Source organism: Ruegeria sp. HKCCSA071 (genome assembly GCF_017872555.1).
Taxonomy (GTDB): domain Bacteria; phylum Pseudomonadota; class Alphaproteobacteria; order Rhodobacterales; family Rhodobacteraceae; genus Ruegeria.
In genome coordinates this window covers 53,144-78,039 of record NZ_JAEDOX010000003.1, presented here as the reverse complement: position 1 = coordinate 78,039, position 24,896 = coordinate 53,144, and the positions used below count along the sequence as shown (strand labels likewise).

The 24,896-nt window shown below is 61.6% G+C and carries 18 protein-coding genes; 11 read left to right on the top strand and 7 right to left on the bottom strand.

Features of this window, described 5'->3' with window-relative positions:
• Nucleotides 1–2: 2 nt before the first annotated feature.
• Nucleotides 3–641, top strand: a complete 639-nt coding sequence (locus tag I9188_RS10000; protein WP_209505642.1) for an SDR family NAD(P)-dependent oxidoreductase — start codon at nt 3–5, stop codon at nt 639–641.
• Here the strand turns inward: I9188_RS10000 and I9188_RS09995 are convergent.
• Nucleotides 635–991 (bottom strand): hypothetical protein, encoded by a 357-nt coding sequence (locus I9188_RS09995; protein WP_209505644.1) that lies wholly within the window; start codon nt 989–991, stop codon nt 635–637. The two genes, I9188_RS10000 and I9188_RS09995, sit on opposite strands and share 7 nt — an antisense overlap.
• 165 nt (nt 992–1,156) lie before the next feature.
• Here I9188_RS09995 and I9188_RS09990 point away from each other — a divergent pair, with 165 nt between their 5' ends.
• The 6 genes from I9188_RS09990 to I9188_RS09965 all read left to right on the top strand — a co-directional run bounded on the left by I9188_RS09990 (nt 1,157) and on the right by I9188_RS09965 (nt 9,966).
• Complete coding sequence (locus tag I9188_RS09990; protein ID WP_209505646.1) at nt 1,157–2,395, top strand: aspartate kinase; 1,239 nt, start codon at nt 1,157–1,159, stop codon at nt 2,393–2,395.
• A gap of 46 nt (nt 2,396–2,441) precedes the next feature.
• The gene (gene ptsP, locus I9188_RS09985) at nt 2,442–4,685 is read left to right on the top strand and encodes a phosphoenolpyruvate--protein phosphotransferase (protein WP_209505648.1); all 2,244 of its coding nucleotides are present in this window, start codon (nt 2,442–2,444) and stop codon (nt 4,683–4,685) included.
• Between the two features lie 148 nt (nt 4,686–4,833).
• The gene (gene zwf / locus I9188_RS09980) at nt 4,834–6,279 is read left to right on the top strand and encodes a glucose-6-phosphate dehydrogenase (protein ID WP_209505650.1); all 1,446 of its coding nucleotides are present in this window, start codon (nt 4,834–4,836) and stop codon (nt 6,277–6,279) included.
• 2 nt (nt 6,280–6,281) lie between these two features.
• Nucleotides 6,282–8,087: a phosphogluconate dehydratase gene (gene edd, locus I9188_RS09975; protein WP_245220531.1), complete on the top strand. Its 1,806-nt coding sequence runs from the start codon at nt 6,282–6,284 to the stop codon at nt 8,085–8,087.
• A gap of 4 nt (nt 8,088–8,091) precedes the next feature.
• Nucleotides 8,092–8,724, top strand: coding sequence for a bifunctional 4-hydroxy-2-oxoglutarate aldolase/2-dehydro-3-deoxy-phosphogluconate aldolase (locus I9188_RS09970; protein WP_209505652.1), 633 nt, complete (start codon nt 8,092–8,094; stop codon nt 8,722–8,724).
• A gap of 51 nt (nt 8,725–8,775) precedes the next feature.
• Nucleotides 8,776–9,966: an aminotransferase class V-fold PLP-dependent enzyme gene (locus I9188_RS09965; RefSeq protein ID WP_209505654.1), complete on the top strand. Its 1,191-nt coding sequence runs from the start codon at nt 8,776–8,778 to the stop codon at nt 9,964–9,966.
• 125 nt (nt 9,967–10,091) lie between these two features.
• On the opposite strand, the gene I9188_RS09960 is transcribed toward I9188_RS09965, so the two are convergent.
• Nucleotides 10,092–11,207 carry a pyridoxal phosphate-dependent aminotransferase gene (locus I9188_RS09960; protein ID WP_209505656.1) on the bottom strand — a complete coding sequence of 372 codons (1,116 nt, stop codon included), beginning with the start codon at nt 11,205–11,207 and terminating at the stop codon, nt 10,092–10,094.
• A gap of 90 nt (nt 11,208–11,297) precedes the next feature.
• Here I9188_RS09960 and I9188_RS09955 point away from each other — a divergent pair, with 90 nt between their 5' ends.
• Entirely contained in the window at nt 11,298–12,368 is a 1,071-nt protein-coding gene (locus I9188_RS09955; protein WP_209505658.1) for an SMP-30/gluconolactonase/LRE family protein, read from the top strand.
• A 66-nt stretch (nt 12,369–12,434) separates the two neighbouring features.
• A complete protein-coding gene (locus tag I9188_RS09950; RefSeq protein ID WP_209505660.1) occupies nt 12,435–13,217 on the top strand; it encodes a crotonase/enoyl-CoA hydratase family protein in 783 nt (260 codons plus the stop codon).
• A gap of 141 nt (nt 13,218–13,358) precedes the next feature.
• Here the strand turns inward: I9188_RS09950 and I9188_RS09945 are convergent, their stop codons facing one another.
• The 3 genes from I9188_RS09945 to I9188_RS09935 all read right to left on the bottom strand — a co-directional run bounded on the left by I9188_RS09945 (nt 13,359) and on the right by I9188_RS09935 (nt 18,834).
• Nucleotides 13,359–14,522 (bottom strand): benzoate/H(+) symporter BenE family transporter, encoded by a 1,164-nt coding sequence (locus tag I9188_RS09945; protein ID WP_209505662.1) that lies wholly within the window; start codon nt 14,520–14,522, stop codon nt 13,359–13,361.
• Between the two features lie 135 nt (nt 14,523–14,657).
• Nucleotides 14,658–17,840: a valine--tRNA ligase gene (locus tag I9188_RS09940; protein ID WP_209505664.1), complete on the bottom strand. Its 3,183-nt coding sequence runs from the start codon at nt 17,838–17,840 to the stop codon at nt 14,658–14,660.
• Between the two features lie 94 nt (nt 17,841–17,934).
• The gene (locus I9188_RS09935; RefSeq protein WP_209505666.1) at nt 17,935–18,834 is read right to left on the bottom strand and encodes a phytanoyl-CoA dioxygenase family protein; all 900 of its coding nucleotides are present in this window, start codon (nt 18,832–18,834) and stop codon (nt 17,935–17,937) included.
• 164 nt (nt 18,835–18,998) lie between these two features.
• Here I9188_RS09935 and I9188_RS09930 point away from each other — a divergent pair, with 164 nt between their 5' ends.
• Nucleotides 18,999–21,290, top strand: coding sequence for a xanthine dehydrogenase family protein molybdopterin-binding subunit (locus I9188_RS09930; protein ID WP_209505668.1), 2,292 nt, complete (start codon nt 18,999–19,001; stop codon nt 21,288–21,290).
• Entirely contained in the window at nt 21,268–22,344 is a 1,077-nt protein-coding gene (locus I9188_RS09925) for a DUF2235 domain-containing protein (protein ID WP_209505670.1), read from the top strand. Before I9188_RS09930 ends, I9188_RS09925 begins: the two co-directional genes overlap by 23 nt.
• Before the next feature lie 131 nt (nt 22,345–22,475).
• Here I9188_RS09925 and I9188_RS09920 read toward each other — a convergent pair whose 3' ends face one another.
• Nucleotides 22,476–23,993, bottom strand: a complete 1,518-nt coding sequence (locus I9188_RS09920; protein WP_209505672.1) for an amidohydrolase family protein — start codon at nt 23,991–23,993, stop codon at nt 22,476–22,478.
• A gap of 266 nt (nt 23,994–24,259) precedes the next feature.
• Nucleotides 24,260–24,829, bottom strand: coding sequence for a GcrA family cell cycle regulator (locus tag I9188_RS09915; RefSeq protein WP_209505674.1), 570 nt, complete (start codon nt 24,827–24,829; stop codon nt 24,260–24,262).
• Nucleotides 24,830–24,896: the final 67 nt, after the last annotated feature.

The window sequence follows — 24,896 nt, the reverse complement described above, 5'->3', positions numbered from 1 at the left end:
CCATGCATGTAGTAATCACCGGTGCCAATCGCGGTATCGGTCGCGCCCTTGCCTTGCGCTACGACACCCGTGGTGACGTGGTCACCGGAACTGCGCGAGATGGCAGCGCAAAGGTGCGTCTGGACGTGTCGGACCCGGCCCAACAGGCGGCAATGGCCGAACAGTTGCAAGACCAGCCCGTTGATCTGCTGATCTGCAATGCCGGGGTCTATCTGGACAAGGGGCACACGCTCAACGACTACCCCGCCGATATGTGGGCGCAAAGCTTTGCCACCAACGTGACCGGCGTTTTCCTGACTGTTCAGGCGTTGTTGCCCAATCTGCGCGCCGCAGGCGGCAAGGTCGCGATCATCTCGTCTCAGATGGCGTCCCATACGCGGGCGCCGGGGGGCAGCTATATCTACCGCGCCTCCAAAGCGGCGGCGCTGAATCTGGGGCGAAACCTGGCGACGGATCTGAAAGCCGACGGGATCGCCGTGGGCATCTATCATCCGGGCTGGGTACAAACCGACATGGGCGGTGGCGCTGCTGATATTGATGTCGATCAGGCCGCCTCCGGCCTGATGGAACGCTTTGAGGCCCTGTCGATCAGCTCAACCGGCTGTTTCGAAACCTATGACGGTCAGGCGCACGTTTACTGACGGGTCAGTGCCGCTTTGGGAATCTCATAGACCTCACCGGGTTCAATATAGACCACAAGCAGGTCACCCAGCGTTTCATAGGTCATCTTCGAGGTCGAGCTGCTGGACTCCGGCGCACCATCCTTGAAATAGATGTTGCGCACCTTGCCACCCCCCAAAGCCACGGCCAGCGTCGTGGTGCCGTCGTCATGGTGGCGCAGCTCTGCATTGCAGCTTTGCATCGGGTCGCCGGCATTTGCGGCGCAGGGCACCTTGCCCAGTGCATTCTTTCCGTCCGTGCCTGCCACACTGGCAACCTGCGCCAATGCAGGCGACGACAACAAAGTAACGGCAAGGGCTAGGCGAAACATGGGGAACCTCTTGATTTGGTTGTTACTCGCAGGCTGACACTGCACCTGCGCAATGTAAAGCGGCCCTGTGCCACAGGCGGGTCCTGTTTGCGCTCTTGCTCTTGGGGTGCCCCTCGCTTATGAGGCTCGGGACCTCTAATCCAAGGCGCGGAGACTTTTGCCCCCATGCCCGTACTCGTTATGAAATTCGGCGGCACTTCGGTTGCCAACCTGGACCGCATCCGCCGCGCAGCCAAGCGTGTTGGCGTCGAAGTTGCCAAGGGCTATGACGTGATTGTCATCGTTTCGGCCATGTCGGGCAAGACCAACGAGCTGGTGGGCTGGGTGAACGAGACCTCGCCGCTGTTTGATGCACGCGAATACGATGCTGTTGTATCTTCGGGAGAAAACGTCACCGCTGGGCTGATGGCGCTGACATTGCAGGAAATGGATGTTCCTGCGCGCAGCTGGCAGGGCTGGCAAGTGCCGCTGCTGACAACCAGTGCGCACAGCCAGGCGCGGATCGAAGATATCCCGACCACGAACATCACCCAGAAATTTGACGAAGGCATGAAAGTGGCCGTTGTAGCCGGGTTTCAGGGGCTCAGCCCCGAAGGCCGCATCACCACGCTGGGCCGGGGCGGCTCGGACACCACTGCCGTGGCTTTTGCCGCCGCGTTTGGTGCGGAACGCTGCGATATCTATACTGACGTGGATGGCGTCTATACCACCGATCCGCGCATCTGCGAAAAGGCGCGCAAGCTGCACAGGATCTCGTTCGAGGAAATGCTCGAACTGGCGTCGCTGGGCGCCAAGGTGCTACAGACCCGCTCGGTCGAACTGGCAATGCGCTACAAGGTGAAACTGCGCGTTCTTTCAAGTTTCGAAGAACAATCCGACGAGGCCGGTACGCTGGTCGTTGACGAGGAGGATATCATGGAATCCAATGTTGTGGCCGGTGTGGCCTATTCCCGTGACGAGGCCAAGATGACCGTCGTTTCAGTGGCGGACCGTCCCGGTATCGCCTCGACCATCTTCACCGCGCTCAGCGATGAGGGCGTAAATGTCGATATGATCGTGCAGAACATCTCGGACGAGGGGCGCACGGACATGACCTTCTCGTGCCCCACCGATCAGGTGGTCCGCGCCGAAAAAGCGCTGATGGCGATCAAGGACAAGGGCGAGCTCAATTATGCTGAACTGGTCGCTGATACCGGTGTCTGCAAAGTTTCGGTGGTGGGAATCGGTATGCGTTCGCAATCGGGTGTCGCAGCCAAAATGTTCAAGATACTCTCGGATGAGGGGATCAACATCAAGGTCATCACAACCTCCGAGATCAAAATTTCCGTTCTTATCGACAGGAAATACATGGAACTTGCCGTTCAGGCACTGCATGATGCCTTTGAACTGGACAAGGCGGCCTGAGCTGATCGGCCAAGGGTTTCGCCTGACGCACTGAATTGGTTGGGCCATGGCAGACGGCACGGAAACAGAATCCCGCAAGCTGCTGGGGCGGTTGCGCGAGGCGATGGCCAGCGAAGCCGCTGGGCAGGAGCGTCTTGATCAGATCACCCATCTGATCGCTGACAGCATGCGCAGCGAAGTGTGCTCGATCTATCTGTTCCGCGATGATGAGACCCTGGAACTCTGCGCGACCCAGGGACTTGCGCCTGAGTCGGTACACCAGACCCGGATGCGCATGGGCGAGGGGCTGGTGGGCCGGGTCGCCAAGACCGGCAAGGTGGTCAACACCCCGGACGCGCCGTCTGAAAAAGGGTTCCGGTATATGCCGGAAACCGGGGAAGAGCGGTTTTCGTCCTTTCTCGGCGTGCCGGTGCAGCGCCTTGGGGAAAAGCTGGGTGTTTTGGTTGTCCAGTCCCGCAAAGCGCGTGAATTTTCCGCCGACGAGATCTATGCGCTGGAAGTGGTGGCCATGGTGCTGGCCGAAATGGCCGAACTGGGCGCCTTTGTCGGCGAAGGCGCGGCCCTGTCGCCACGGCACCAGCAATCGGTCCTGCTGCGCGGCGGCCCGGCGCAGGAAGGCTCCGCCGAAGGCCATGTCTGGCTACATGAACCCCGCGTGGTTGTCACCAATCCGATCGCCGAGGACCCGCACCGGGAACGCGAACGACTGAATGAGGCGGTGGAAGAGCTGCGCGTCGGCGTCGACAAGATGCTCGAGATTTCCCGGGATGGTGACACTGAACAGCTCAAGGTGCTGGAAGCCTACCGGATGTTTGCCAATTCCAAAGGCTGGATGCGCCGGATGGAAGAGGACATTGCCCTGGGGCTAAGCGCCGAAGCCGCGGTCGAGAAAGAACAATCCCAGGCGCGCGCCCGGATGGGGCAGGTGTCTGATCCCTATCTGCGCGAACGGCTGGCGGATCTTGACGATCTCAGCAACCGTTTGTTGCGCATTCTGACCGGGCAGGGAAAAACCGACAGCGCCGATCTGCCGCCCGACCCGATTCTGGTCGCACGCAATATCGGCCCCGGCGACTTGCTGGAATACGGGCGGGCGCTGAAGGGGATCATCCTCGAAGAAGGTTCAGTCGGCAGTCACGCCACCATTGTGGCCCGTGCGCTGGCGATCCCTCTGGTGGTCCATGTGGGCCGCATCACGACCGAAGCGCTGAATGGCGACCACGTGCTGGTTGATGGCGATCAGGGCGTTGTTCACCTGCGCCCCGAAGACAGCGTGGTCGGCGCCTTCCGCGACAAGATCGCGATGCAGGCCAAAGCGCAGGAACGCTATGCCTCGATCCGCGAAACGCCCTGTATCACACGCGACGGAACGCGCATCAATCTGGTGATGAACGCAGGCCTTATGGCCGACCTGCCGTCGCTGGGAACATCAGGTGCCGAAGGTGTTGGCCTGTTCCGAACCGAGCTGCAATTCCTGATCCGCAATCAGATGCCCAAACGGTCCGAGCTGGTCACCCAGTATCAGCGGGTTCTGGATGCGGCGGGCGACAAAAGGGTGGTGTTCCGCACGCTCGATATCGGGTCGGACAAGGTGCTGCCCTATATGAAACACGTGGCCGAACCCAACCCGGCCCTGGGTTGGCGCGCCATTCGTGTCGGTCTGGACAAACGCGGCGTGATGCGGATGCAGTTGCAGGCCCTTCTGCGCGCCGCCAATGGTCGCCCGCTGACCATCATGTTCCCCTTTGTCGCGCAGGCCGAGGAGTATCGCGAAGCCCGTTGGGAGGTAAACAAAACCATCGAACGCGAAAAGCGACTGGGCCACGTTCTGCCCGAAACGCTTGAAGTCGGCGCGATGCTGGAAACCCCGTCGCTGGCCTTTGCCCCGCAAAAGTTCTTTGACGAGGTCGATTTCATCTCGATCGGCGGGAATGACCTCAAGCAGTTCTTTTTTGCGGCTGACCGCGAAAATGAACTGGTCCGCCGCCGCTATGACACGTTGAATGTCAGTTTCCTGAGCCTGATGGAACGCATTGTCGAACGCTGCGGGCTTTCGGACACCCCGCTCAGCTTCTGTGGCGAGGATGCGGGCCGCCCGGTCGAGGCGCTGTGCCTTGCGGCCATGGGTATTCGCACCCTGTCGATGCGCCCGGCGTCGATTGGTCCGGTCAAAAGCCTGTTGCTGCGGTGTGACCTGATGGAGGTACGCAAAATCATCGCGGACGCACGCCATCGTGGCGAACAATCCGTGCGCCCGGCCGTGATGGAATGGCTGCGCAGTCAGGTATAGCCCGCAAAACCTCGCTTTTTGGGAAACTATGCTTGATTTTTTCGCGCGGGCTTTTTATCACGCAGGCAATGTTAGCGGTAACAGTGTGCCGCAGAGCCGTTTCATGCCGTGCTGAACTGATATCGGCAAACTCGAGAAGGAGCCTGTGATGGTTTCACGCGTAATTCCGGTAGAGCCGTTCGATCTTGTGTTGTTCGGCGCGACCGGGGATCTGGCGCAACGTAAGATCCTGCCGGGCCTGTACCACCGGTTCGAGGTCGGCCAGATGCCCGATGGGGCGCGGATCATCGGCACGGCGCGCTCGGATATCGACAGCGACGGGTTTCGCGATCAGGTCCGTGCATCGATGCAGGAATTCGCACCGAAGTTCAAAAAAGACACATTGGACCGGTTCCTGTCCCATGTTGAATACGTGCCGGTGGATGCGCTGGGCGATGCCGGATGGTCCGATCTATCCAAGGTGCTGCGCCCCGACGTGGTGCGGGCCTTTTACCTGTCAGTGGGTCCCAGCCTGTTTTCGGGCATTGCGCAGCGCCTGCATGACGCCGGTCTGGCCACGCCGGACAGCCGCATCGTTGTCGAAAAGCCTTTCGGCCATGATCTGGCCTCGGCCAGGGCGCTGAACGAAGGCTTGCGGGCGTGTTTCAAGGAACACCAGATTTACCGGATCGACCATTATCTGGGCAAGGAAACCGTGCAGAACCTGATGGCGCTGCGCTTTGCGAATTCCCTGTTCGAGCCGCTTTGGAACTCGACCCATGTCGATCATGTGCAGATCACAGTGGCGGAAACCGTCGGGGTCGAAGGGCGCGGTGCCTATTACGATCAATCCGGCGCGATGCGGGACATGATCCAGAACCATCTGGTGCAATTGCTGTGCCTGACCGCGATGGAACCTCCGTCAAAGTTCTCTCCCAATGCGGTGCGTGACGAGAAGGTCAAGGTGATCGAGGCGCTGGAACCGGTCGAACCCAGGGACATCGCCCGTGGTCAGTATCGCACGGGCAAGGGCGGTGACGGATACCTTGATCACGTTGGCAAGCCGGCCAGCCGCACCGAAAGCTTCATTGCACTCAAGGTCCATATCGGCAACTGGCGCTGGGCTGGGGTGCCGTTCTACCTGCGCACAGGCAAACGTCTGCGCGCCCGTGCCTCTGAAATCGCGGTGTTCTTCCGCGACCCACCACACACGATCTTTCCCAATGTCGGCCCGTTGCATGGCAACGTGCTGGTGATCCGTCTGCAACCTGACGAAGGCATCACCCTGCGCACAACGATAAAGGAACCGGGGCAGGGCGGCTTCCGCCTGTCCGATGTCGCTCTGGACATGAGCTTTGCCGACGCGCTGGGTGATGACTCGCAATCCCCGGACGCATATGAACGCCTGATCATGGATGTCATCCGGGGCGATCAGACCCTGTTCATGCGTGGGGACGAGGCCGAGGCCGCCTGGGCCTGGGTCGATCCCATCATTCACGGCTGGGAACAGCGCGGGGACAAACCCGCCAAGTACGATCAGGGCAGTTCAGGCCCCGAAGAAGCACTGATGCTGATGCATCGCGATGGGCGTCGCTGGCGTCAGATCGGAGGGTAATCATGGTTCACTCTGTCATTTCCGACGTCACCAAACGGATCATCGACCGCAGCGCCGATCTGCGTGGTCCCCATATCGACCGGATGGAACAGGCCAGATCCAAAGGTCCCGCCCGTGCGCACCTGTCCTGCAGTGGTCAGGCCCATGCCTATGCGGGTGCGGGTGAAGACCAGCAATCCATGGCCACCGGCACGGCGGGCAATCTGGGCATTGTCACCGCCTATAACGACATGCTGTCTGCCCATCAGCCCTTTGAACGGTACCCCGCCCTGATCCGCGACGCGATCCGCGCCGCCGGAGGCACCGCACAGGTCGCGGGTGGCGTGCCAGCCATGTGCGACGGTGTCACCCAGGGCGAAGCAGGGATGGAATTGTCGCTGTTTTCACGCGACGTGATCGCTCTGGCAACTGGCGTAGCACTCAGCCACAACACCTATGACGCGGCAGTCTTCCTCGGCGTCTGTGACAAGATTGTCCCCGGTCTTATCATCGGCGCGCAGGCGTTCGGGCATCTGCCTGCCGTGTTCCTGCCCGCAGGGCCAATGACCAGCGGCCTGCCCAATGACGAAAAGGCCAAGGTCCGCCAGAAATTCGCTGCCGGAGAGGTCGGGCGCGACGAACTGATGGCCGCCGAAATGGCGGCCTATCACGGTCCCGGCACCTGCACTTTCTACGGCACCGCCAACACCAACCAGATGCTGATGGAATTCATGGGCCTGCACTTGCCGGGCTCCAGCTTCGTCAATCCCAACACGCCCTTGCGCGACGCGCTGACACAAGAGGGCGCGCGCCGCGCCCTGTCGCTCAGTGCGCTGGGAAACAGCTATACCCCTGTTTATCAGGTGCTCGACGAACGGGCCTTTGTGAACGGCATCGTCGGCCTTATGGCGACCGGAGGTTCGACCAATCTGCTGATCCACCTGATTGCCATGGCGCGCGCTGGTGGTATCGTTTTGGACTGGCAGGATTTTTCCGATATCTCCGCCGTGGTCCCGCTGGTCGCGCGGGTCTATCCCAACGGTCTGGCCGACGTGAATCACTTCCACGCCGCAGGCGGACTTGGGTTCACCATTGGCACGTTGCTCGAAGAAGGTTTGCTGCACCCCGATACGCTGACCGTCGCCGGGCAGGGCCTGCACAATTACACGCGCGAGCCCAAGCTGATCGATGGTGAGTTGACCTGGCAAGACGGCGCGGGCCACAGCCTGAATGACAAGATTGTCCGCCCCGCCCGCGACCCGTTCCAGCCCACCGGCGGCCTGTCGCGCCTGACCGGAAATCTGGGCACCGGGGTCATGAAAGTATCAGCCGTCGCGCCAGAACATCAGGTCGTCGAAGCGCCCGTGCGGGTGTTCCACGATCAGGATGAGGTGAAAGCCGCGTTCAAAGCCGGAGAATTCACCGGTGACGTCATCGTCGTGGTCCGGTTTCAAGGCCCCAAGGCCAACGGGATGCCGGAACTGCACTCGCTGACGCCCATGCTGTCGATCCTCCAGGGCCGGGGCCAGAAAGTGGCGCTGGTCACCGATGGCCGCATGTCTGGCGCTTCCGGTAAAGTGCCCGCCGCCATCCATGTTGTCCCCGAGGCGCTCGACCGCGGCCCCATTGCATACCTTCAGGACGGTGACATCCTGCGCGTTGACGCGGTCAGGGGTGATCTGGAAATCCTCACCGCAGGCGTTCTGGACCGCGCGCCCGTCACCACCGATCTATCCGCCAATCAACACGGCGCAGGGCGCGATCTTTTTGGCGCGTTCCGCCAGAATGTCGGCTCGGCCGACACCGGTGCCAGCATTTTCGGAGTTTAACCTTATGTCCAAATCCCAACGCACCCGTGAAATCTGCGCACTGGCGCCGATCGTTCCGGTTCTGGTCGTCGATGACGTTGCGCAGGCCCGCCCGCTGGCCGAGGCATTGGTCGCCGGCGGTCTGCCAGCGCTTGAGGTCACCTTGCGCACGCCCGCCGCGCTCGACGCGATCCGCGCGATGGCCAAGGTGCCGGGCGGCGTGGTCGGTGCAGGTACGCTGGTCACGCCCGAAGACGTCCGCGCCGCCAAGGAGGCTGGCGCGCAGTTCGGCGTCTCTCCGGGCGCGACCGACGCGCTTATTGCGGCGTGCGAGGCCGAGGGCCTGCCCCTGCTGCCCGGTGCGGCCACGGCCAGCGAAGCGATGGCTTTGCTGGAAAAAGGCTATGACATGCTGAAATTCTTCCCGGCCGAGGCCTCGGGCGGCGCGCCCGCGCTCAAAGCCATCGGCGCACCCCTGCCGCAGATCAGTTTTTGCCCGACAGGCGGGGTGTCGCCGTCCAACGCCCGTGACTATCTGTCCCTGTCCAACGTGGTCTGCGCCGGTGGCAGTTGGGTCGCGCCCAAGCAGATGGTCGAAAGCGGTGACTGGGCCGGGATCGAAACACTTGCGCGCGAGGCATCAAAGCTGGCGGATTGACGCCGCGAAGCCCCTCGGTAATGTGGGCGTCACCTCAGACAGGCTGACCCCATGACACAGACACCTGCCCTCTCCCAGGGGCGAACTTATTTGGCAATTCCGGGCCCGTCGGTGATGCCGGACGCGGTCCTGCAGGCGATGCATCGCCCGTCGCCCAATATCTACGATGGCGCGCTCATCGATATGATGCCCGACCTGACCCGCGATCTGCGCCGGGTTGCTCGCACAGGCCATGACGTTGCCATCTACATTGCCAACGGTCACGGCACGTGGGAGGCCGCTCTGTCCAACGTGATCGCCCCCGGCGAAACCGTTCTGGCTCCTGCCTCGGGCCGGTTCACCCATGGCTGGGCCGAGATGGCCGAAGGCATCGGGGCAAAGGTGCAACTGATCGATTTCGGCACCTCATCCGCCTGGGATCTCGACCGGATTGCCGACGCTTTGCGCGCGGATAAAGGCCAGCAGATCAAGGCTGTTCTCGCGGTTCATGTGGACACATCAAGCTCGATCCGCAACGATATCCCGGCGCTGCGCAAACTGCTCAACGATCTGGATCACCCGGCACTGTTGATGGCCGATTGCATCGCCTCGCTGGGATGCGACCGGTTCGAGATGGATGAATGGGGCGTCGATGTCACGGTCACCGCCTGCCAGAAAGGCCTGATGACCCCCGCAGGCACAGGCTTTGTCTTTTTCAACGACAAAGCACAGGCCAAGCGGGCCGCCATGCCGCGTGTGTCACGATATTGGGACTGGCAGCCGCGCGCTAACCCTGACCTGTTCTACCAGTATTTCGACGGTACCGCGCCGACACATCACCTCTATGGTCTGCGTGCTGCGCTCGACCTGATCCATGCGGAAGGGATCGAACAGGTCTGGGCCCGCCATGAACGTCTGGCCACCGCCATCTGGGCGGCCTGCGAAACATGGGCCGAAGGCGGCGCGCTGCATCTGAACGTTGCCGACCGCGCCCGCCGCAGTCACGCCGTCACTGCCCTGCGCCTGACCGGAGGCCGCGGCACGGCCCTGCGCGCGTTCACCGAACATCAGCTGGGTCTGACACTGGGCATTGGTCTTGGGATGGAGGACTACGACAGCTGTTTCCGCCTCGGGCATATGGGTCATGTCAACGGGCAGATGGTGATGGCGATGCTGGGCGGTATGGAAACGGCCATGACCGCGCTTGATATCCCCCGTGGCAAAGGCGCGCTCGAGGCCGCCGCCGCCGTTCTGGCCGCCTGACACGCCTCAGACGAACAGCACCGATCCACCCCTTCATCTGGCTAAAAATATCCTCGGGGGGATCGCGCTTTGCGCGATGGGGGGCAGACAGCCCCCCTTTGACCCGATGGCAAGACAGACCAGCGCTAGGCAGTATTTGACCGCACCTCTGCTAGCGCCTTGGGCAAGGCGACCGCAAAAGCATCCAGATCTGCTGTGTCACCACAGCTTACCCGGATGCACCTGTTCTGGGGCGCTGCAAACGGCATCCGGACAAACAGGCCCCGCGCAACCAAAGCCTCCAGTACCGCTTTGGCGAAATCGCCATCCCGCCCGCAATCAATCGCCACGAAATTGGTGGCCGAGGGCAGGGGCTCCAACCCGTTCTCGCGGGCAATCGTTCCTATCCGCTCACGCGCCTCTGCGATCTGTGTCTGAATGTGCTCCAGCCAGGCGCCATCCTGCAACGCGGCCAGCGCCCCGGCCTGCGCCGCGCGGTTCATGCCGAAATGGTTGCGCACCTTGTTGAAGGCTGCAATCAGGTCGGGCGCTCCCATGGCATAGCCAACCCGTGCGCCCGCCATGCCATAGACCTTGGAAAATGTCCGCATCCGGATCACGCGGGGGTCGTCTGCGCTGACAGGTGCCGCAGTCCCTTCTGGCGCGCATTCCACATAAGCCTCGTCCAGAATCAGCAGGCAACCGTCGGGCAGGGCGTCCATTGCCGCCACGATATCCGCGCCAGAATGCCAGCTGCCTATCGGATTGTCCGGATTGGCCAGATAGACCAGTTTTGCACCCACCTCGGCCGCCTTCGCAAACAGGGCTGCCGGGTCTTCGTGATCCCCGGCATAAGGGACCTTGTGCAGAACGCCACCGAACCCGGCCACATGATAATTGAACGTCGGATAAGCCCCGTCCGAGGTCACAACCGAATCCCCGGGCCCTACAATCAGACGCACAAGATAACCCAGAAGCCCGTCAATCCCTTCGCCTACGACGATATTTTCGGGCGTTACCCCATGATACTCGGCCAAAGCATGGCGCAGATCGTGGTTCTCGGGATCGGCATACATCCAGATATCAGACGCGGCCTGCTCCATAGCCCGGATCGCGCGGGGCGAGGGGCCAAACACGCTCTCATTGGCCCCAAGACGGGCAATGAACGCCGCGCCGCGCTGACGCTCTTGCGTTTCGGGGCCCACAAAGGGCACGGTGGCGGGCAGGGATTGGGCAAGCGGGGTGTATCGAGGTCCTGTCATGCCTGCAGATAACCCCAAGCCCGGGCTTCGGGCAAGCGCGCACCTCATTCCGCGCGTCAGAGCGTATTGAAACATAAGTAAGGAGCGCAGATGCGCATACTGTCTGCCATTGTTCTTCTGGGCCTTGCCTATCTTCTGTTCTGGCCCGTTCCCGTTATCCCCGTCGCCGTTGAGATGCCGGAAGATGCAGGTTTCACAGGAGATTTCGCCGAGAACACAGCGCTGGATGCCGCGCAGCTGATCCACCTGCCGGATGGGGAAACCGGCCCCGAAGACATCGCCATCCTGCCCGGCGGCGCGGTCTATACGACCAGCCGGTCTGGCACGCTCTATCGCATAGACGGGGCTGACCCTGTTGTGGTCGACCAGCTTGGCGGGCGTCCTCTGGGCCTCAGGGCCGGGCCGGATGGAGCACTCTATATAGCCGACAGCTTTCGCGGGGTGATGCGCTGGACCGGGCCGGGCACGCTTGAATCCGTGGTGGCCGATATCGACGGTGCGCCCGTGGTCTATGCAAACCAACTGGACGTGGCACAGGACGGCACGATCTATTTTTCGAACTCCTCTGACCGGTTCGATCCCGAAACCATGGGCGGGACCAAGCCGACCTCGGTCCTGACCATCTGGGAACAGTCCGATACAGGCTATGTCGCGCGTCACAACCCCGATGGCCGCACCGAAAAGATTGCCACTGGGTTCGTCTATACCAATGGCATTGCGCTCTCACCTGACGCAGATTTCCTGTTGATCGCCGAAACCGGCCGCGCACGGGTGCACAAGCTGTGGCTCAGCGGGCCGAAAGCCGGTCAGCAAGAGGTCTTGCTGGACAACCTGCCCGGCTATCCCGACAATCTCGAAGCACAGGGCGATGGCACCTACTGGATGGCCTTTGCCAGCCCGCGCGTTCCGTCCGAGGTGCTGATGCCGTACCCCTTCCTGCGCAAGGTGATCTGGCGGCTGGGTCCCACCGTGCGCCCCGCGCCGATCCACCGGGGTATGCTGGTGCAGTTCGATGGTGAAGGCACGATCCTGCGCACGCTACAGGATCCGCAGGGCCGTATTGGTATCACGACAGGGGGCCGGATCATGGGCGATCAGTTTTATGTCATGACGCTTGATTCCCCCTGGTTCGGGCGGATGCCTGTCAGCGATATGCCCTGACGTCGCAGTGGAAATCGGCGTCCCGTCCGGGCATGGTCGCCGCAACTGAATTTCGGGAGGTCCCCCATGTCACGCGTATCCGTCACCTATCAAGACCATGTTGCCCATGTCACCCTGACCCGAGGTGACAAGATGAACGCGCTGGATGACGCGATGGTCAAGGCATTGCTCTCAGCCGGGCAAGAGGTCGCCGCCTCGGACGCCCGCGCCGTGGTTTTGTCGGGCGAGGGGAAAAGCTTCTGCGCCGGGCTCGACATGGCAAGCTTTGCCAAGATGGCCCATATGGACCCCACCGAATGGCTGATGACCCGCAGCCACGAAGATGCCAACGAAATGCAGGAGCTGGCGCTGATATGGCGTCGCGTACCGGTGCCGGTGATCTGCGCCATTCAGGGCGTCGCCTATGGCGGTGGCCTGCAAATCGCGCTGGGCGCGGATATCCGTATCGCGCACCCCGAGGCGAAACTGGCGGTGATGGAGATGAAATGGGGTATCATCCCCGATATGGGCGGCATGGTTCTGTTGCCCCGGCTTGTGCGTTCGGACGTTCTGCGTCTGCTGACGTACACGGCCCGGCCCATCGGCGCGCAGCAGGCGATGGATTGGGGGCTGGTCACGCAGCTTTCAGATGATCCGCTGACCGAAGCTCTGGCCATTGCCGAGAATATCGCCGGTCAAAGCCCCTCGGCCATCCGTGCCGCCAAGCGGCTGATCGAAGTGGCCGAAACCCAGCCCCGCGCGGATGTTCTCAAGGCGGAATCCGCCGAGCAGGTAGAGCTGATCGGCAAACCTCATCAGATGGAGGTCGTGATGGCGCAGATGCAGGGCCGCAAGCCCGAGTTCAAGTGATCACCGCATGAAAGCCCGCCGCGCATCGCGGGCCATGTTGTAACGCATTGAAAAATAGTCGTTTTCCGTCATATCGGCTTTGCGTTCTACCGAGCCAACCAAGGGGCGATTAGTCCCGGTAAGGGCGGGATGCGAAAGCGGTTACCGTATTCTGGTGCTCACCAGATAGGCCAGCCCGCCGACCAGCAGGCCCCAGACCGCCGCGCCCAGCCCAAAGACCGAGATACCCGATGCGGTGATCGCAAAGGTCAGCATCGCGGCCTCACGCTCGGCCGGAACCTCAAGTGCGGCGAAAATCGAATTGGCTAGCACGCCGATCAGGGCGACACCGGTCAGTGTCCCCATCAACAGCGGATCGGCATGGGATGCAAAGCCGGTAATCGCCACGGCAAAGATACCGAATACACCATAGAACACACCACTCATGATGGCCGACCAGTACCGTTGCGCGGGATCGGGGTGGCTGTCTTCGTTGGAACACATCGCAGCCGTGATCGCCGCAAGGCAGGTTGCAGGTGCACCAAATGGTGCCGATAACAGGCTCGCCCCACCCACGGATGAAAACAGCCTGCCCGGAGCCGGGGTATAGCCAAAGCTGCGCATCACCGCGATGCCGGGGATGTTCTGGGTCGCCATCGTGACAATGAACAGCGGGATGGCGATCCCGATGGTCGAGGCCAGCGAGAAACTGGGCGTGGTCCAGACCGGTGCCGCCAGCCATCGCGCGGGGGTCACCGATGCGTCGCCTGCGTTCAGCACCACAACCAGCGCGGCGGAGACAACGGCCGCCGGAACGGCGAACAGCCGGTTGATCCAGCCCGCGATGAACCATGTCAGGATCACCGGCAGGGCTTGCGCGGGCAATTCGGCTGCGGCCTGAAAGGGCAGAATGCAAAGCGGCAGCAGAACGCCGCCCAGCATGGCCTGCGCCAGTGTCGTCGGAATGGCGGCCGCCAGCCGCCCCAGTGGCCGCCAGAGCCCGGCCAGCACCGTCAGCGCCCCTGCACACAGGAAGGCGCCCGTTGCCTCGGCAAACCCCAGCGCCGGTGTCGCGGACACCACCAGCAGCGCCGCCCCCGGCGTCGACCAGGCGACGCTGATCGGTTGCCGGTACCACAGGCTCAGCACAATGGCGGTCAGTCCCATTGCGATGGCCGCCATCATCAGACCCGAGGCCGCCTGCGCCGGAGACGCCCCCATCGCGGCCAGCCCCTGCAACACGATCGGAAAGGAACTGAAGAACCCGACAATGGCGACAACCAGCCCGGTCGAGACTGTCTGGAGCGGTGGGGCAAACTGGGTCATGACAGCCTCGGGCGGTTGGGGTTGGTGATTGCTAACAAGCGGCGGCAGGGGCGGGCAAGGTCTGAACGCGCAAAAGAAAACCCCGCCGGATCAGCGGCGGGGTTCGGGGTATGAGTATTTTTGAAAAGATGAAGATCAGGCGATCTCGGCCAGACGGGCCAGCGCCTCGTTCAGCTTGGCTTCTTCTTCCTCGCGGGCGGCGAGGTTGGCTTTGGCTTCCTCGACCACCTCTTCCGGGGCCGAGGCCACGAATTTGGGGTTGTTCAGACGCCCGCGCAAGCCACCCAGTTCCTTGGCCAGCTTGCCCTTGGCTTTCTCCAGCCGCTCCTTTTCCGCGCCGATGTCGATGATATCCGCCAGCGGCAGGCCGAAGGAGGCTCCGGGGGCGGCAATCGAGATGGTGCCCTTGGGCAGCGTGTCTGCTCTGGTCAGGCTGTCGATGCGGGCCAGACGTTTGATCAGCGCCTCGTTGCGGTCCCACGCGGCTTGGCCGTTGGCGTCGATCTCGGTCACCAGCATCGGTACGTAGAGGCCAGCAGGAACCCGCATCTGGGCACGGGCCGAGCGGGTGTTCTCGATCACCGAGATCACCCAGTTCATTTCACGATCCGCGTCGGCGTCGACCAGTTCGGTGCCGTAGGTCGGCCAGTCGGCGTGGACGACCATTTTCGCGCGGTTGCCGGTCAGGCCCCACAGCTCTTCGGTGATGAAGGGCATGATCGGGTGCAGAAGGACCATGCACTGATCCAGAACCCAGCGCATGGTGGCGCGGGTCTCGGTCTGCGCCGCGGCGTCGTCGCCTTGCAGCAGCGGTTTGGACAGTTCCACGTACCAGTCGCAGACCTTGCCCCAGACAAAGGCATAAAGCCCGTTGGCGGCATCGTTGAAGCGATAGCTTTCCAGCGCCGCGTCGACCTCTTCCCGCACGCGGGCGGTTTCGCCGATGATCCAGCGGTTGACGGCGGCCTTAGGTTTCAGGTCGGCCACATCCAGCTGCGGCACAGCGTCGGTAAAGACCTCATTCATCTCGGCAAAGCGGACGGCATTCCAAAGCTTGGTACCAAAGTTGCGATAGCCGGTGATGCGTTCACGCGACAGTTTCAGCACGCCGCCAATCGCCGCCATCGAGGCGTTGGTGAACCGCAGCGCGTCGGCGCCGAATTCGTCCACGATTTCAAGCGGGTCGATGACGTTGCCGGTAGTCTTGGACATCTTCTTGCCCTTCTCGTCGCGGACGAGCTGGTGCAGGTAGACGGTGTGGAACGGGATCTGATCGACCACGGCCAGTTGCATCATCATCATCCGGGCGACCCAGAAGAACAGGATGTCGAAGCCGGTGATCAGAACGTCCGTGGGGAAGTAGCGCTGCAACTCTTCGGTCTGTTCGGGCCAGCCCAGCGTGCCGATGGGCCACAGGCCGGAGGAGAACCACGTGTCCAGCACGTCAGGGTCGCGCCACACCGGGTAAACCAGCTTGGTCGGATCTTGTTCAACGGCGTACTGCGCCAGGCTTTCGGCGAACCGATGGATCGCCTCCTGCTTGTCGGCGACTTCGATCACGGTCGCGTGGCTCAGAGGGCTGGGAGTGTCCGCATTGTCGTCCAGGAACTTTTCGGTAACGGCCTCAAAGCTCGCGGCACATTCCATGACATTGCCACGGTGCAGCATGCCGCCTTCGTTCAGCAGCCGGCCCAATTCAACCAGATCAAGGTCGCCATCATTCTCGTCGTCAATGAAGTCTTCCGCTGACAGGTCGAGACCATACCAAACCGGAATCTGGTGCCCCCACCACAGCTGGCGCGAGATGCACCAGGGCTCGATGTTTTCCAGCCAGTGGTAATAGGTCTTCTCGCCCGACTCGGGGATGATCTTGACCGTGCCGTCCCTGACCGCATCCAGTGCGGGGCCGACGACCTTTTCGGCGTCCACGAACCACTGGTCGGTGAACATCGGCTCTATGACGACTTTCGAGCGGTCGCCAAAGGGCTGCATGATCGGCTTGCTCTCGACCAGTGGGACAAGTGCCGGGCTGAAGTCCTGCCCACCGTCATCGTCCTCTGTAGGCCGGGCTTCAGCCCGGCTTGATCCCAGACGCGGATCGTCCGCTGGACACATGACAGCCAGACCTTCGCTGGTGATCTCTTCAACCACCTTGGCGCGCGCCTCGAACCGGTCCAGTCCGCGCAGGTGATCCGGGATCAGGTTGATCGCGTCGATCTCATTCTCGGTGAACGCTTTGCCGCGCGCATATTCCTGCGCCTTGCCCGCCTCTTCGGCGTAAGGCGCGCCATCAGCCCGCATCGCGCCCTTGGTGTCCATCAGGCGGTACATGGGAATACCGCCGCGCCTGGCGACCATATTGTCGTTGAAGTCATGCGCGCCGGTGATCTTCACCGCACCCGAGCCGAAATCGGGATCGGGATACTCATCGGTGATGATCGGGATCTGGCGGCGATGCTCTTTCGGTCCAACCGGGATTTCGCACAGTTTGCCGACGATCGGCGCGTAGCGCTCATCCGACGGATGCACGGCCACAGCACCGTCGCCCAGCATGGTTTCGGGCCGCGTGGTTGCAATGGAAATATAATCCCGCTCTTCGCGGAAGATCACATTCCCATCTTCATCTTTTTCCAAATACTCATATGTCTCGCCGCCCGCCAAGGGGTACTTGAAGTGCCACATGTGGCCCGGTGTTTCAATATTCTCGACCTCAAGGTCCGAAATCGCCGTTTCGAAATGCGGGTCCCAGTTGACCAGTCGCTTACCGCGATAGATCAGGCCCTTTTCGTACATGTCGACAAAGACCTTGATAACGGCATCATGGAAGTTGGGTGAGTTTTCGTGCCCGGTGCGTGGGTCACCTGGTGCGCCCGCCATGGTAAAGGCATTGCGCGACCAGTCGCAGCTGGCGCCCAGACGCTTGAGTTGTTCAATGATCGTGCCGCCGTATTCGCCCTTCCACTCCCAGACTTTCGCAAGGAATTTCTCGCGTCCCAACTCGCGCCGACCTTCGTTACCCTGCGCCGCCAGCATCTTTTCCACCTGCATCTGCGTGGCGATGCCCGCGTGGTCCTGACCGGGCTGCCACAGCGTGTCAAAGCCCCGCATCCGGTGCCAGCGGATCAGGATATCCTGCAACGTGTTGTTGAACGCATGACCCACATGCAGCGCGCCCGTCACGTTGGGCGGCGGGATCATGATGGTAAAGCTTTCCTCGCGCGAACGGTTCGCGCCTGCCTTGAAGGCTCCGGCCTGTTCCCAGGCCTCATAGATACGGGCCTCGGCCTCGGCCGCGTTGAATGTCTTTTCCATCGCCATGGGATGCGTCCTGCGTCAACAAATTCGGGTCAGCGCCTGCAATAGCGAATGGAGACAGGAAGGGGAAGGCCCTGTGCGGCGACGATTGCCGAAGTCACCCCGTGCCGGTCGCCTCGTTTCCGTAAAGGTGCGTGCTTTGCGCCGCGCCTTGTGTCATCGCCTTGGCCTGATCCTCCCGGATGCGGGCATGAAGCGCCAAGGCTGGCGGCGAGAACAACTCGGTTGGCGGTTCGATGAGGATGAAGTTGCCCATACGGTCTTCACCCCGCGCCAAGACCGCGTAATCGCGGTCCGCCACTTTTTGCTGTGCGTTCGGGTTCAGATACCGGATTGCCAGCCCGATCCGCCGATCGTCCGACATATTCGGCCCCGAGCCATGGATCGTGAGGCCATGGTGCAGCGACATCTGACCCGGCTGCAATTCGATATGCGTTTTGTCCTCGTCTGCCACATCGACAGCCACCTCCTGCCCGCGCGACAGCAGGTTGTTGTCTGAAAACGTATCGTTATGGGGCAGGATCGGGTTTTTGTGGCTGCCTCTGACAAAGTCCATGCAGCCGCTTGCTACCGTGGCAGGCGACAATGCGATCCACGCGGTCATCTGATCCGGTGTTTCGCCCATCCCCCAATAGGTCAGGTCCTGATGCATTCCAACAACCTGCGTCGTGCGTGGCTCTTTGATGAACAGTTCCGCAGACCACAGCAGCAAATCCGGTCCCAGTATTCCTTCGACGACGTCCAGAACCCTTGGATCCAATGCGATACGGGCGACCAGCGGCATCACCACATGGGCGTTCAGGCGCTTGTACATGTTCAGCGGCAGCGGAAGGTCAGCCACGCGCCAGGTCTCCTCGATCTGCTCCAGCTCGGCCCGGAACTGTGCGGTCTCATCCGGCGAGAAGACAGTGATGGGAAAGGCAAACCCGTCTTGCCAATACGCGTCGACCGATGGGGCGTCCAGACGGCCCTGTGACAGGGAAATGGGTTCGGGCATGGGGGACCTCCGGCAGGCTGTATCTTAAAACAGCCTACGAATCCCTCTGCGGCTCCCGCAATCCTGTTTACGACATCGGTGTCGCCACACGCTTTCATGCAAGGCGCTGGACATAAGCAAGCACAGGGCTAGTGTCGCCATCAAGGCAGCGACAGGAGCATCCCATGGAAAAATTCGGCAAAAGCCAGCCCGTCAAACGGACCGAAGATCAGCGGTTCCTGACCGGGCAGGGGCGCTATATGGACGATGCCGTGCCCGGCAATGCGCTGTTTGCCGCTTTCTTCCGCAGCCCAGTGGCCCATGGCGATATCACTGCGCTGGATCTTGAATCCGCGCGGAGCGCCGACGGGGTGCGGCTGGTCATAACATTGGACGATCTTGCCGCCTCGGGCATCGACACGGTGATGAATGCAGCAACCTTGACCAACCGCGACGGGACCGGCTCTGCCGCGCCGGATCGGCATATGCTGGCCAAGGACCGTGTGCGCTTTGTGGGCGAACCCGTGGCCGTTGTCATCGCGGATACGCTGGTACAGGCGCAGGACGCGGTCGAGCTGATCTGGATGGATATCCGGGAACGCCCCGCCAAGCTGGACGTGAAAGCGGGGGGTGAGGCCCTGCACCCGCAAGCGCCCGACAATCGCGCGTTTGACTGGGGTCTGGGTGATGAGGCCGCGACCAAGGCCGCCTTTCAGGCCGCCGCCCATACCGTGTCGCTGAACGTGCACGACAACCGCGTCATCATCAGCTCGCTCGAGCCGCGGGGCTGTCAGGCCGATTGGTCTGGCGGGCGTCTGCACTTTTCCTATGGCGGGCAGGGTGTCTGGGCGATGAAGGCACAGCTGGCGCAAAAGCTGAAACTCGATGCGGATGCGATCCGTGTCACCACCCCGGATGTGGGGGGCGGGTTCGGCATGAAGGTGATGCCATATCCCGAATATTTCTGCGTGGCCGTGGCCGCGATGAAACTGGGTCAACCCGTGCACTGGATGTCCGACCGGTCCGAGGCAATGCTGTCCGATCACCACGGCCGCGACCTGACCTCTCTGGCCGAGCTGGCCTTTGATGCCGACCACCGGATCACCGCCTACCGCGTCCACAGCAAAGTCAACCTTGGTGCCTATAACAGCCATTTCGCGCAGGCGATCCAGACAAGCCTGTTCAGCAAGGTGCTGATGGGGGTCTATGACGTTCAGACCACCTATCTCCGGGTCGAGGGGTTCTATACCACGACAACACAGGTCGACGCCTATCGCGGCGCCGGACGCCCCGAGGCGATCTATGTGCTGGAACGCGTGATGGACCGCGCCGCACGCGAACTGGGCCTTGACCCGTGGGAGTTGCGTCGCAGAAACTTCATCAGACCCGGCGATTTCCCCTACACCTCTGCCACGGGTGAAACCTATGACGTCGGCGATTTCGACATGGTCCTGCGCCGCGCGGCCAGCCAGACCAGCGGGTTCGAAGCCCGCAAGGCCGCCGATGCCGAACGCGGTCTGATCCGGGGGCAGGGTCTTTGTTACTATATCGAAAGTATTTTGGGGGACCCTTCCGAGAACTCGAAGGTCGAGTTTTGCGAGGATGGCACGGTGAACCTTTATGTCGGCACACAATCGAACGGGCAGGGGCACGAGACGGTTTATGCCCAGTTCCTGTCCGATCAGACCGGCGTCCCGATGGACAGGATCACCGTCATTCAGGGTGATACCGACCGGCTTGGCCATGGCGGCGGAACCGGTGGCTCGCGCTCGGTGACGGTGCAAAGTACCGCGACCCTCGCCACCATTGACAAGATGATCGCCGCATTCACGCCTTATCTGGCCGATAAGATGGGGGTCGAGGACAGTGATGTGCGATTTGACCATGAAACATTCCGCGCGCCGGGCTCGAACCTGACGCCAACCCTGACCGAAGCCGCGGCCATGGCGCGCGCCGACGGGCGTTTGGACTTGCTGACGCATGAGTCCCGCGCGCAACTGGATGCCCGCAGCTATCCCAACGGCGCGCATGTTGCCGAGGTCGTGATCGATTCCGTCACCGGCGAAACCCGTGTGGACCGCTACACCGTGGTTGATGATTTCGGAAATCTTATCAACCCGATGCTGGCCGAAGGGCAGGTGCATGGCGGGGTGGTTCAGGGCATCGGGCAGGCGCTGTCGGAACATGTGGTGCATGATGATCACGGACAACTGCTCACGGCATCGTTTATGGATTACGCCTTGCCCCGCGCGGTGGACGTACCCATGATAAAGTTTACCTCGGCGCCGGTGCCGTCAACTTCCAACCCGATGGGGATGAAAGGATGCGGCGAGGCCGGCACGGTGGGCGCTCTGGCCGCTGTGGCAAACGCGGTTCAGGACGCGCTCTGGGATCACGGGGTGCGGCAGGCGGATATGCCTTTCACACCTCACAAGGTTTGGGAATTGCTGACGCATGAATCTGTCGCGGCTAAGTAGGAAGGTTCTGGGATGGCTCGGGCGGCCCTTACGGTCCGAGCACTCCGCCGAAACGCGGCACCGTGAGCCGATCAGCCACGTCATTATTCTAGATGGCACCATGTCCACCCTCGAACCGGGGTTCGAAACCCATGCCGGACAGACCTATCGCCTGTGCTGCGAAATGGGCAGCAAGGTGTCGGTGTTCTACGAGGCAGGCGTGCAGTGGGAAAGCTGGAAATCCACCATGGACGTGATGATGGGCCGGGGCATCAACCGCCAGATTCGCCGCGCCTATGGCTATCTGGCGTCGCGCTACAAGCCCGGTGACCGGATTTATTTCATCGGCTATTCCCGTGGAGCCTACGGCGTGCGCAGTCTGGCCGGGGTGATCGACATGATCGGCCTGCTCAAGGCCGAACACGCGACCGAGCGGAACATCCTGCAAGCCTACCGCCACTATGAATGCAATGTCAGCGGCACCGCCGCCCGCGATTTCCGCCGCAAGTTCTGCCATGACAACGTCAAGATCGAGATGGTCGGTGTCTGGGACACGGTCAAGGCGCTGGGCCTGCGCCTGCCGCTTCTGTGGCGCTGGGCCGAGGATCGCCATGCCTTTCACAACCACCAACTGGGCCCCGCCACTCTGCATGGCTATCACGCGCTGGCCCTCGACGAAACGCGCGAGGTGTTCGAGCCGGTTCTGTGGCGATGCAAGCCCGAGTTCAATGGCCATGTGGAACAGGTCTGGTTCCGTGGCACCCACGGCGATATCGGCGGCCAGTTGAACGGGTATGAAGAGGCCCGACCGCTCAGCAATATCTCGTTGATCTGGATGCTGGACAAGGCCGAGATGCACGGGCTGCCGATGCCCGAAGGCTGGCGCACCCGTTTCCCGACGGATGCCCATGCGCAATCGGTTGGAACCTGGCGCGGCTGGGGCAAGATCTTTTTGCTGCGCAAACACCGCAAGGTCGGGCGGGACCAGTCGGAACGCCTGCATGTCTCGGTCGCACCGGATGAATTGCCGGGCTGGGTGGCGATGCCGAACCTGCCGACACATCCCGCGCAGTGAAAGGCTACCATGTGCCACTGACACCAAGATCACCGGCACTTCAATGTCAGGTTCGAGCCCAAGGCGGAAGTTCGTTCCGGAAGTTTCTTGCCCAGAAATAATTGATCCGCATTCTCGGGTCCGGCGGACTGCTATCGGCTCGCTCTGATGGCTACGCCCGGAAAGATATCCTCGACAAGTTGTCCTCCGGTCACGACAGGTTGCCCGTTGACGATAACATGCACAAAGCCTTCCGATGGCAGGCTGTTGGTTCCGGGCGTGTATCCTGCAACTCCCTTTACAGTGTCCGGGTCGAAGATCGTGATATCGGCAAATGCACCGGCTTGCAGTCGTCCGCGTTTGTGCATCTCCGGAGCAAATGGCTCCAGAAACTTCGCTTGTATGAAACCGGTCTTGGCGATGATTTGCGGCATTGTCAGACTGCCGTCGTCAATTGCTATCCGCAAATAGGCACCAAAAGTCCCAGCACTGCGCGGATGGCCGTTACCGACGCCGAAAGGGGTTGCAAAAGGCAGCGAGGCACCTGCGTCATCAACCAGTGGCATGCCGTCGCTTGCAATGATGATGTCGGGGTGAAGAACTGCAGCTAGCATGTCCTTTCGCATGATGTGCTCCATCAGAAAGAACCCATCGGGCCGTTCGCTGCGATACTTTTCAAAGGTCTCTTGCGTCAACGTTTCGCCGGTCTCGACCCAGATCAGATCGTCGTAATCCATGCCTGTGCGCTCCTGCCAGCCTTCGGCGAGAATTTCCGCTGCGATGAAACTTGATCCTCTGACGTAAGGAAACGCCTCTCCGAGAATATTGCCGCCGTTGCGGTTGGCCGCTTCGATGATATCCAGCGCCTGCTCCGTCGCGGACAAGGCGTTCGTGGGCACATGGTGCAGCAAAATCGGCACGTCATAGGCCATGCCGAGCGCCACAAACTCTTCCTGACCAAGCACGCCACTGGGCGAGATGATGCTCAGATATCTGGGATGCGTCGTGAGGAAGCTGCCCTCCGCAGCGGCAAGTTGCGCCATACGCGTGACACCCTCGCTTTGCGCATTCGGGTAGTACCCCACCATCACTCCGATGCCGATCCCCCCTTCTTCCACGCCCTGTCTCACCAGATCGTCAATCTGGTCCAGTTGCGCGTCGGTGGCCCGTTGGACAGCCCACAAGTTCCCCGTAGCGCCTGCTTTCTGAAGGGCGTGGGTCATCATCGGGCTGCCTTGCGCATTGATACCGTCCATCACCATCAGGCGTGCCGCGGCATGAGACACCGAAACACCGTAGTTGGACAGGGACACGCCTGCCTTGGCGGCGAAGTAGTCAGACACCGGCAACGCCCCCGCTTCGAGGTCCATTTGTGTGGTGCGGCCATCGAAAATCGAGACTTTCTCGCTATACCGGTCTTGCCCATGCGCATGCAGGTCGATGAAGCCCGGCGCTGCGATGAGGCCCGTCGCATCGATCACCGAAGCGCCGGTAATCGGCTCTGGTGTCACAATCGCGATTTCATCGCCGGTGATGCCAATATTTCTGACCTGATCAAGTGCGGTCTCGGGATCGACAACGCGCGCGCCTTCGATGACAAGGTCGTAAGTTTGCGCATGGGCCAGACCGACCGACAACGACAGAACAGCGGCGGCAATAAAGTAGCGCATGCAGAGTACTCCCCAAATCGAACCAAGGTCTGTTTATCCGCTTCCGCAAAAAATGTGGATGAAAGAATGTAATGTCGGGTTCGTCCGCAAAGTTGACGCTCCGAACTAAAACGCCCTCGCAGCATTCAGCGAGGGTGTTTTCTTTGTAAGAGCTCGTTACGTCTTGCGTCGTTCTTGACTATCCAACGCTTCCGGTAAGAGGCGTGGCGAAACGCCTGCGCCCTTTTCACGTTCTATAGTAATAACTTAGGTTCTGGTGTTCGCAATTACCGCCGACGATCCCGGCGCGAGCTCATGGGTTGGAAGGCCACGCCCACATGCGCCTCGCAATAGGGTTTGCCTGCCTCAACCGGCAGGCCGCAGAACCAGAAATCCTCGGTCGCGGGGTCGCCCACGGGCCACTTGCAGGTTTTCTCGGTCAGTTCCATCAGCGTCAGCTTTTTGGCTTTCTTCTCGATCTCGTTGACCTTGGCCAGCGCCTCGGGGCTGATCTCGTTGGCCGAGGGCTGTGGTGGCAGCGGCTGGCCGGCCGGGATGATCTGGCGGCGCGCCGGAACGGCGGGTTTCGCCTCGGCAGCAGCAGCCGGGCGCGCCGGTTCTGTCTTTGGTGTGGGTCTGGGTTTGGCTTCGGCCTTGGGCGCGGGTGCCGGTTTCTCTTTCGGTTCGGACTTGGCCGGTGCTGCGCCTGCTGTCCGGTTGGACAGGCCCAGGCGGTGGACCTTGCCAATCACCGCATTGCGGGTCACGCCGCCCAGTTCCTTGGCGATCTGGCTGGCCGACTGGCCTTCGCCCCACATCTTCTTCAGCAGTTCTACGCGCTCGTCTGTCCAGGACATCGTCAGCCTTTCAAAAGCGGAAAGCGGCCCCGGATTCGGGCCGCCTTGGGAATTCGTCTCAGCCCCC

Coding starts and splice junctions, on each gene's coding strand:
- I9188_RS10000 (WP_209505642.1), top strand. CDS start 3: ATGCATGTAGTAATCACCGGTGCCAATCGCGGTATCGGTCGCGCCCTT.
- I9188_RS09995 (WP_209505644.1), bottom strand. CDS start 991: ATGTTTCGCCTAGCCCTTGCCGTTACTTTGTTGTCGTCGCCTGCATTG.
- I9188_RS09990 (WP_209505646.1), top strand. CDS start 1,157: ATGCCCGTACTCGTTATGAAATTCGGCGGCACTTCGGTTGCCAACCTG.
- ptsP (WP_209505648.1), top strand. CDS start 2,442: ATGGCAGACGGCACGGAAACAGAATCCCGCAAGCTGCTGGGGCGGTTG.
- zwf (WP_209505650.1), top strand. CDS start 4,834: ATGGTTTCACGCGTAATTCCGGTAGAGCCGTTCGATCTTGTGTTGTTC.
- edd (WP_245220531.1), top strand. CDS start 6,282: ATGGTTCACTCTGTCATTTCCGACGTCACCAAACGGATCATCGACCGC.
- I9188_RS09970 (WP_209505652.1), top strand. CDS start 8,092: ATGTCCAAATCCCAACGCACCCGTGAAATCTGCGCACTGGCGCCGATC.
- I9188_RS09965 (WP_209505654.1), top strand. CDS start 8,776: ATGACACAGACACCTGCCCTCTCCCAGGGGCGAACTTATTTGGCAATT.
- I9188_RS09960 (WP_209505656.1), bottom strand. CDS start 11,207: ATGACAGGACCTCGATACACCCCGCTTGCCCAATCCCTGCCCGCCACC.
- I9188_RS09955 (WP_209505658.1), top strand. CDS start 11,298: ATGCGCATACTGTCTGCCATTGTTCTTCTGGGCCTTGCCTATCTTCTG.
- I9188_RS09950 (WP_209505660.1), top strand. CDS start 12,435: ATGTCACGCGTATCCGTCACCTATCAAGACCATGTTGCCCATGTCACC.
- I9188_RS09945 (WP_209505662.1), bottom strand. CDS start 14,522: ATGACCCAGTTTGCCCCACCGCTCCAGACAGTCTCGACCGGGCTGGTT.
- I9188_RS09940 (WP_209505664.1), bottom strand. CDS start 17,840: ATGGCGATGGAAAAGACATTCAACGCGGCCGAGGCCGAGGCCCGTATC.
- I9188_RS09935 (WP_209505666.1), bottom strand. CDS start 18,834: ATGCCCGAACCCATTTCCCTGTCACAGGGCCGTCTGGACGCCCCATCG.
- I9188_RS09930 (WP_209505668.1), top strand. CDS start 18,999: ATGGAAAAATTCGGCAAAAGCCAGCCCGTCAAACGGACCGAAGATCAG.
- I9188_RS09925 (WP_209505670.1), top strand. CDS start 21,268: ATGAATCTGTCGCGGCTAAGTAGGAAGGTTCTGGGATGGCTCGGGCGG.
- I9188_RS09920 (WP_209505672.1), bottom strand. CDS start 23,993: ATGCGCTACTTTATTGCCGCCGCTGTTCTGTCGTTGTCGGTCGGTCTG.
- I9188_RS09915 (WP_209505674.1), bottom strand. CDS start 24,829: ATGTCCTGGACAGACGAGCGCGTAGAACTGCTGAAGAAGATGTGGGGC.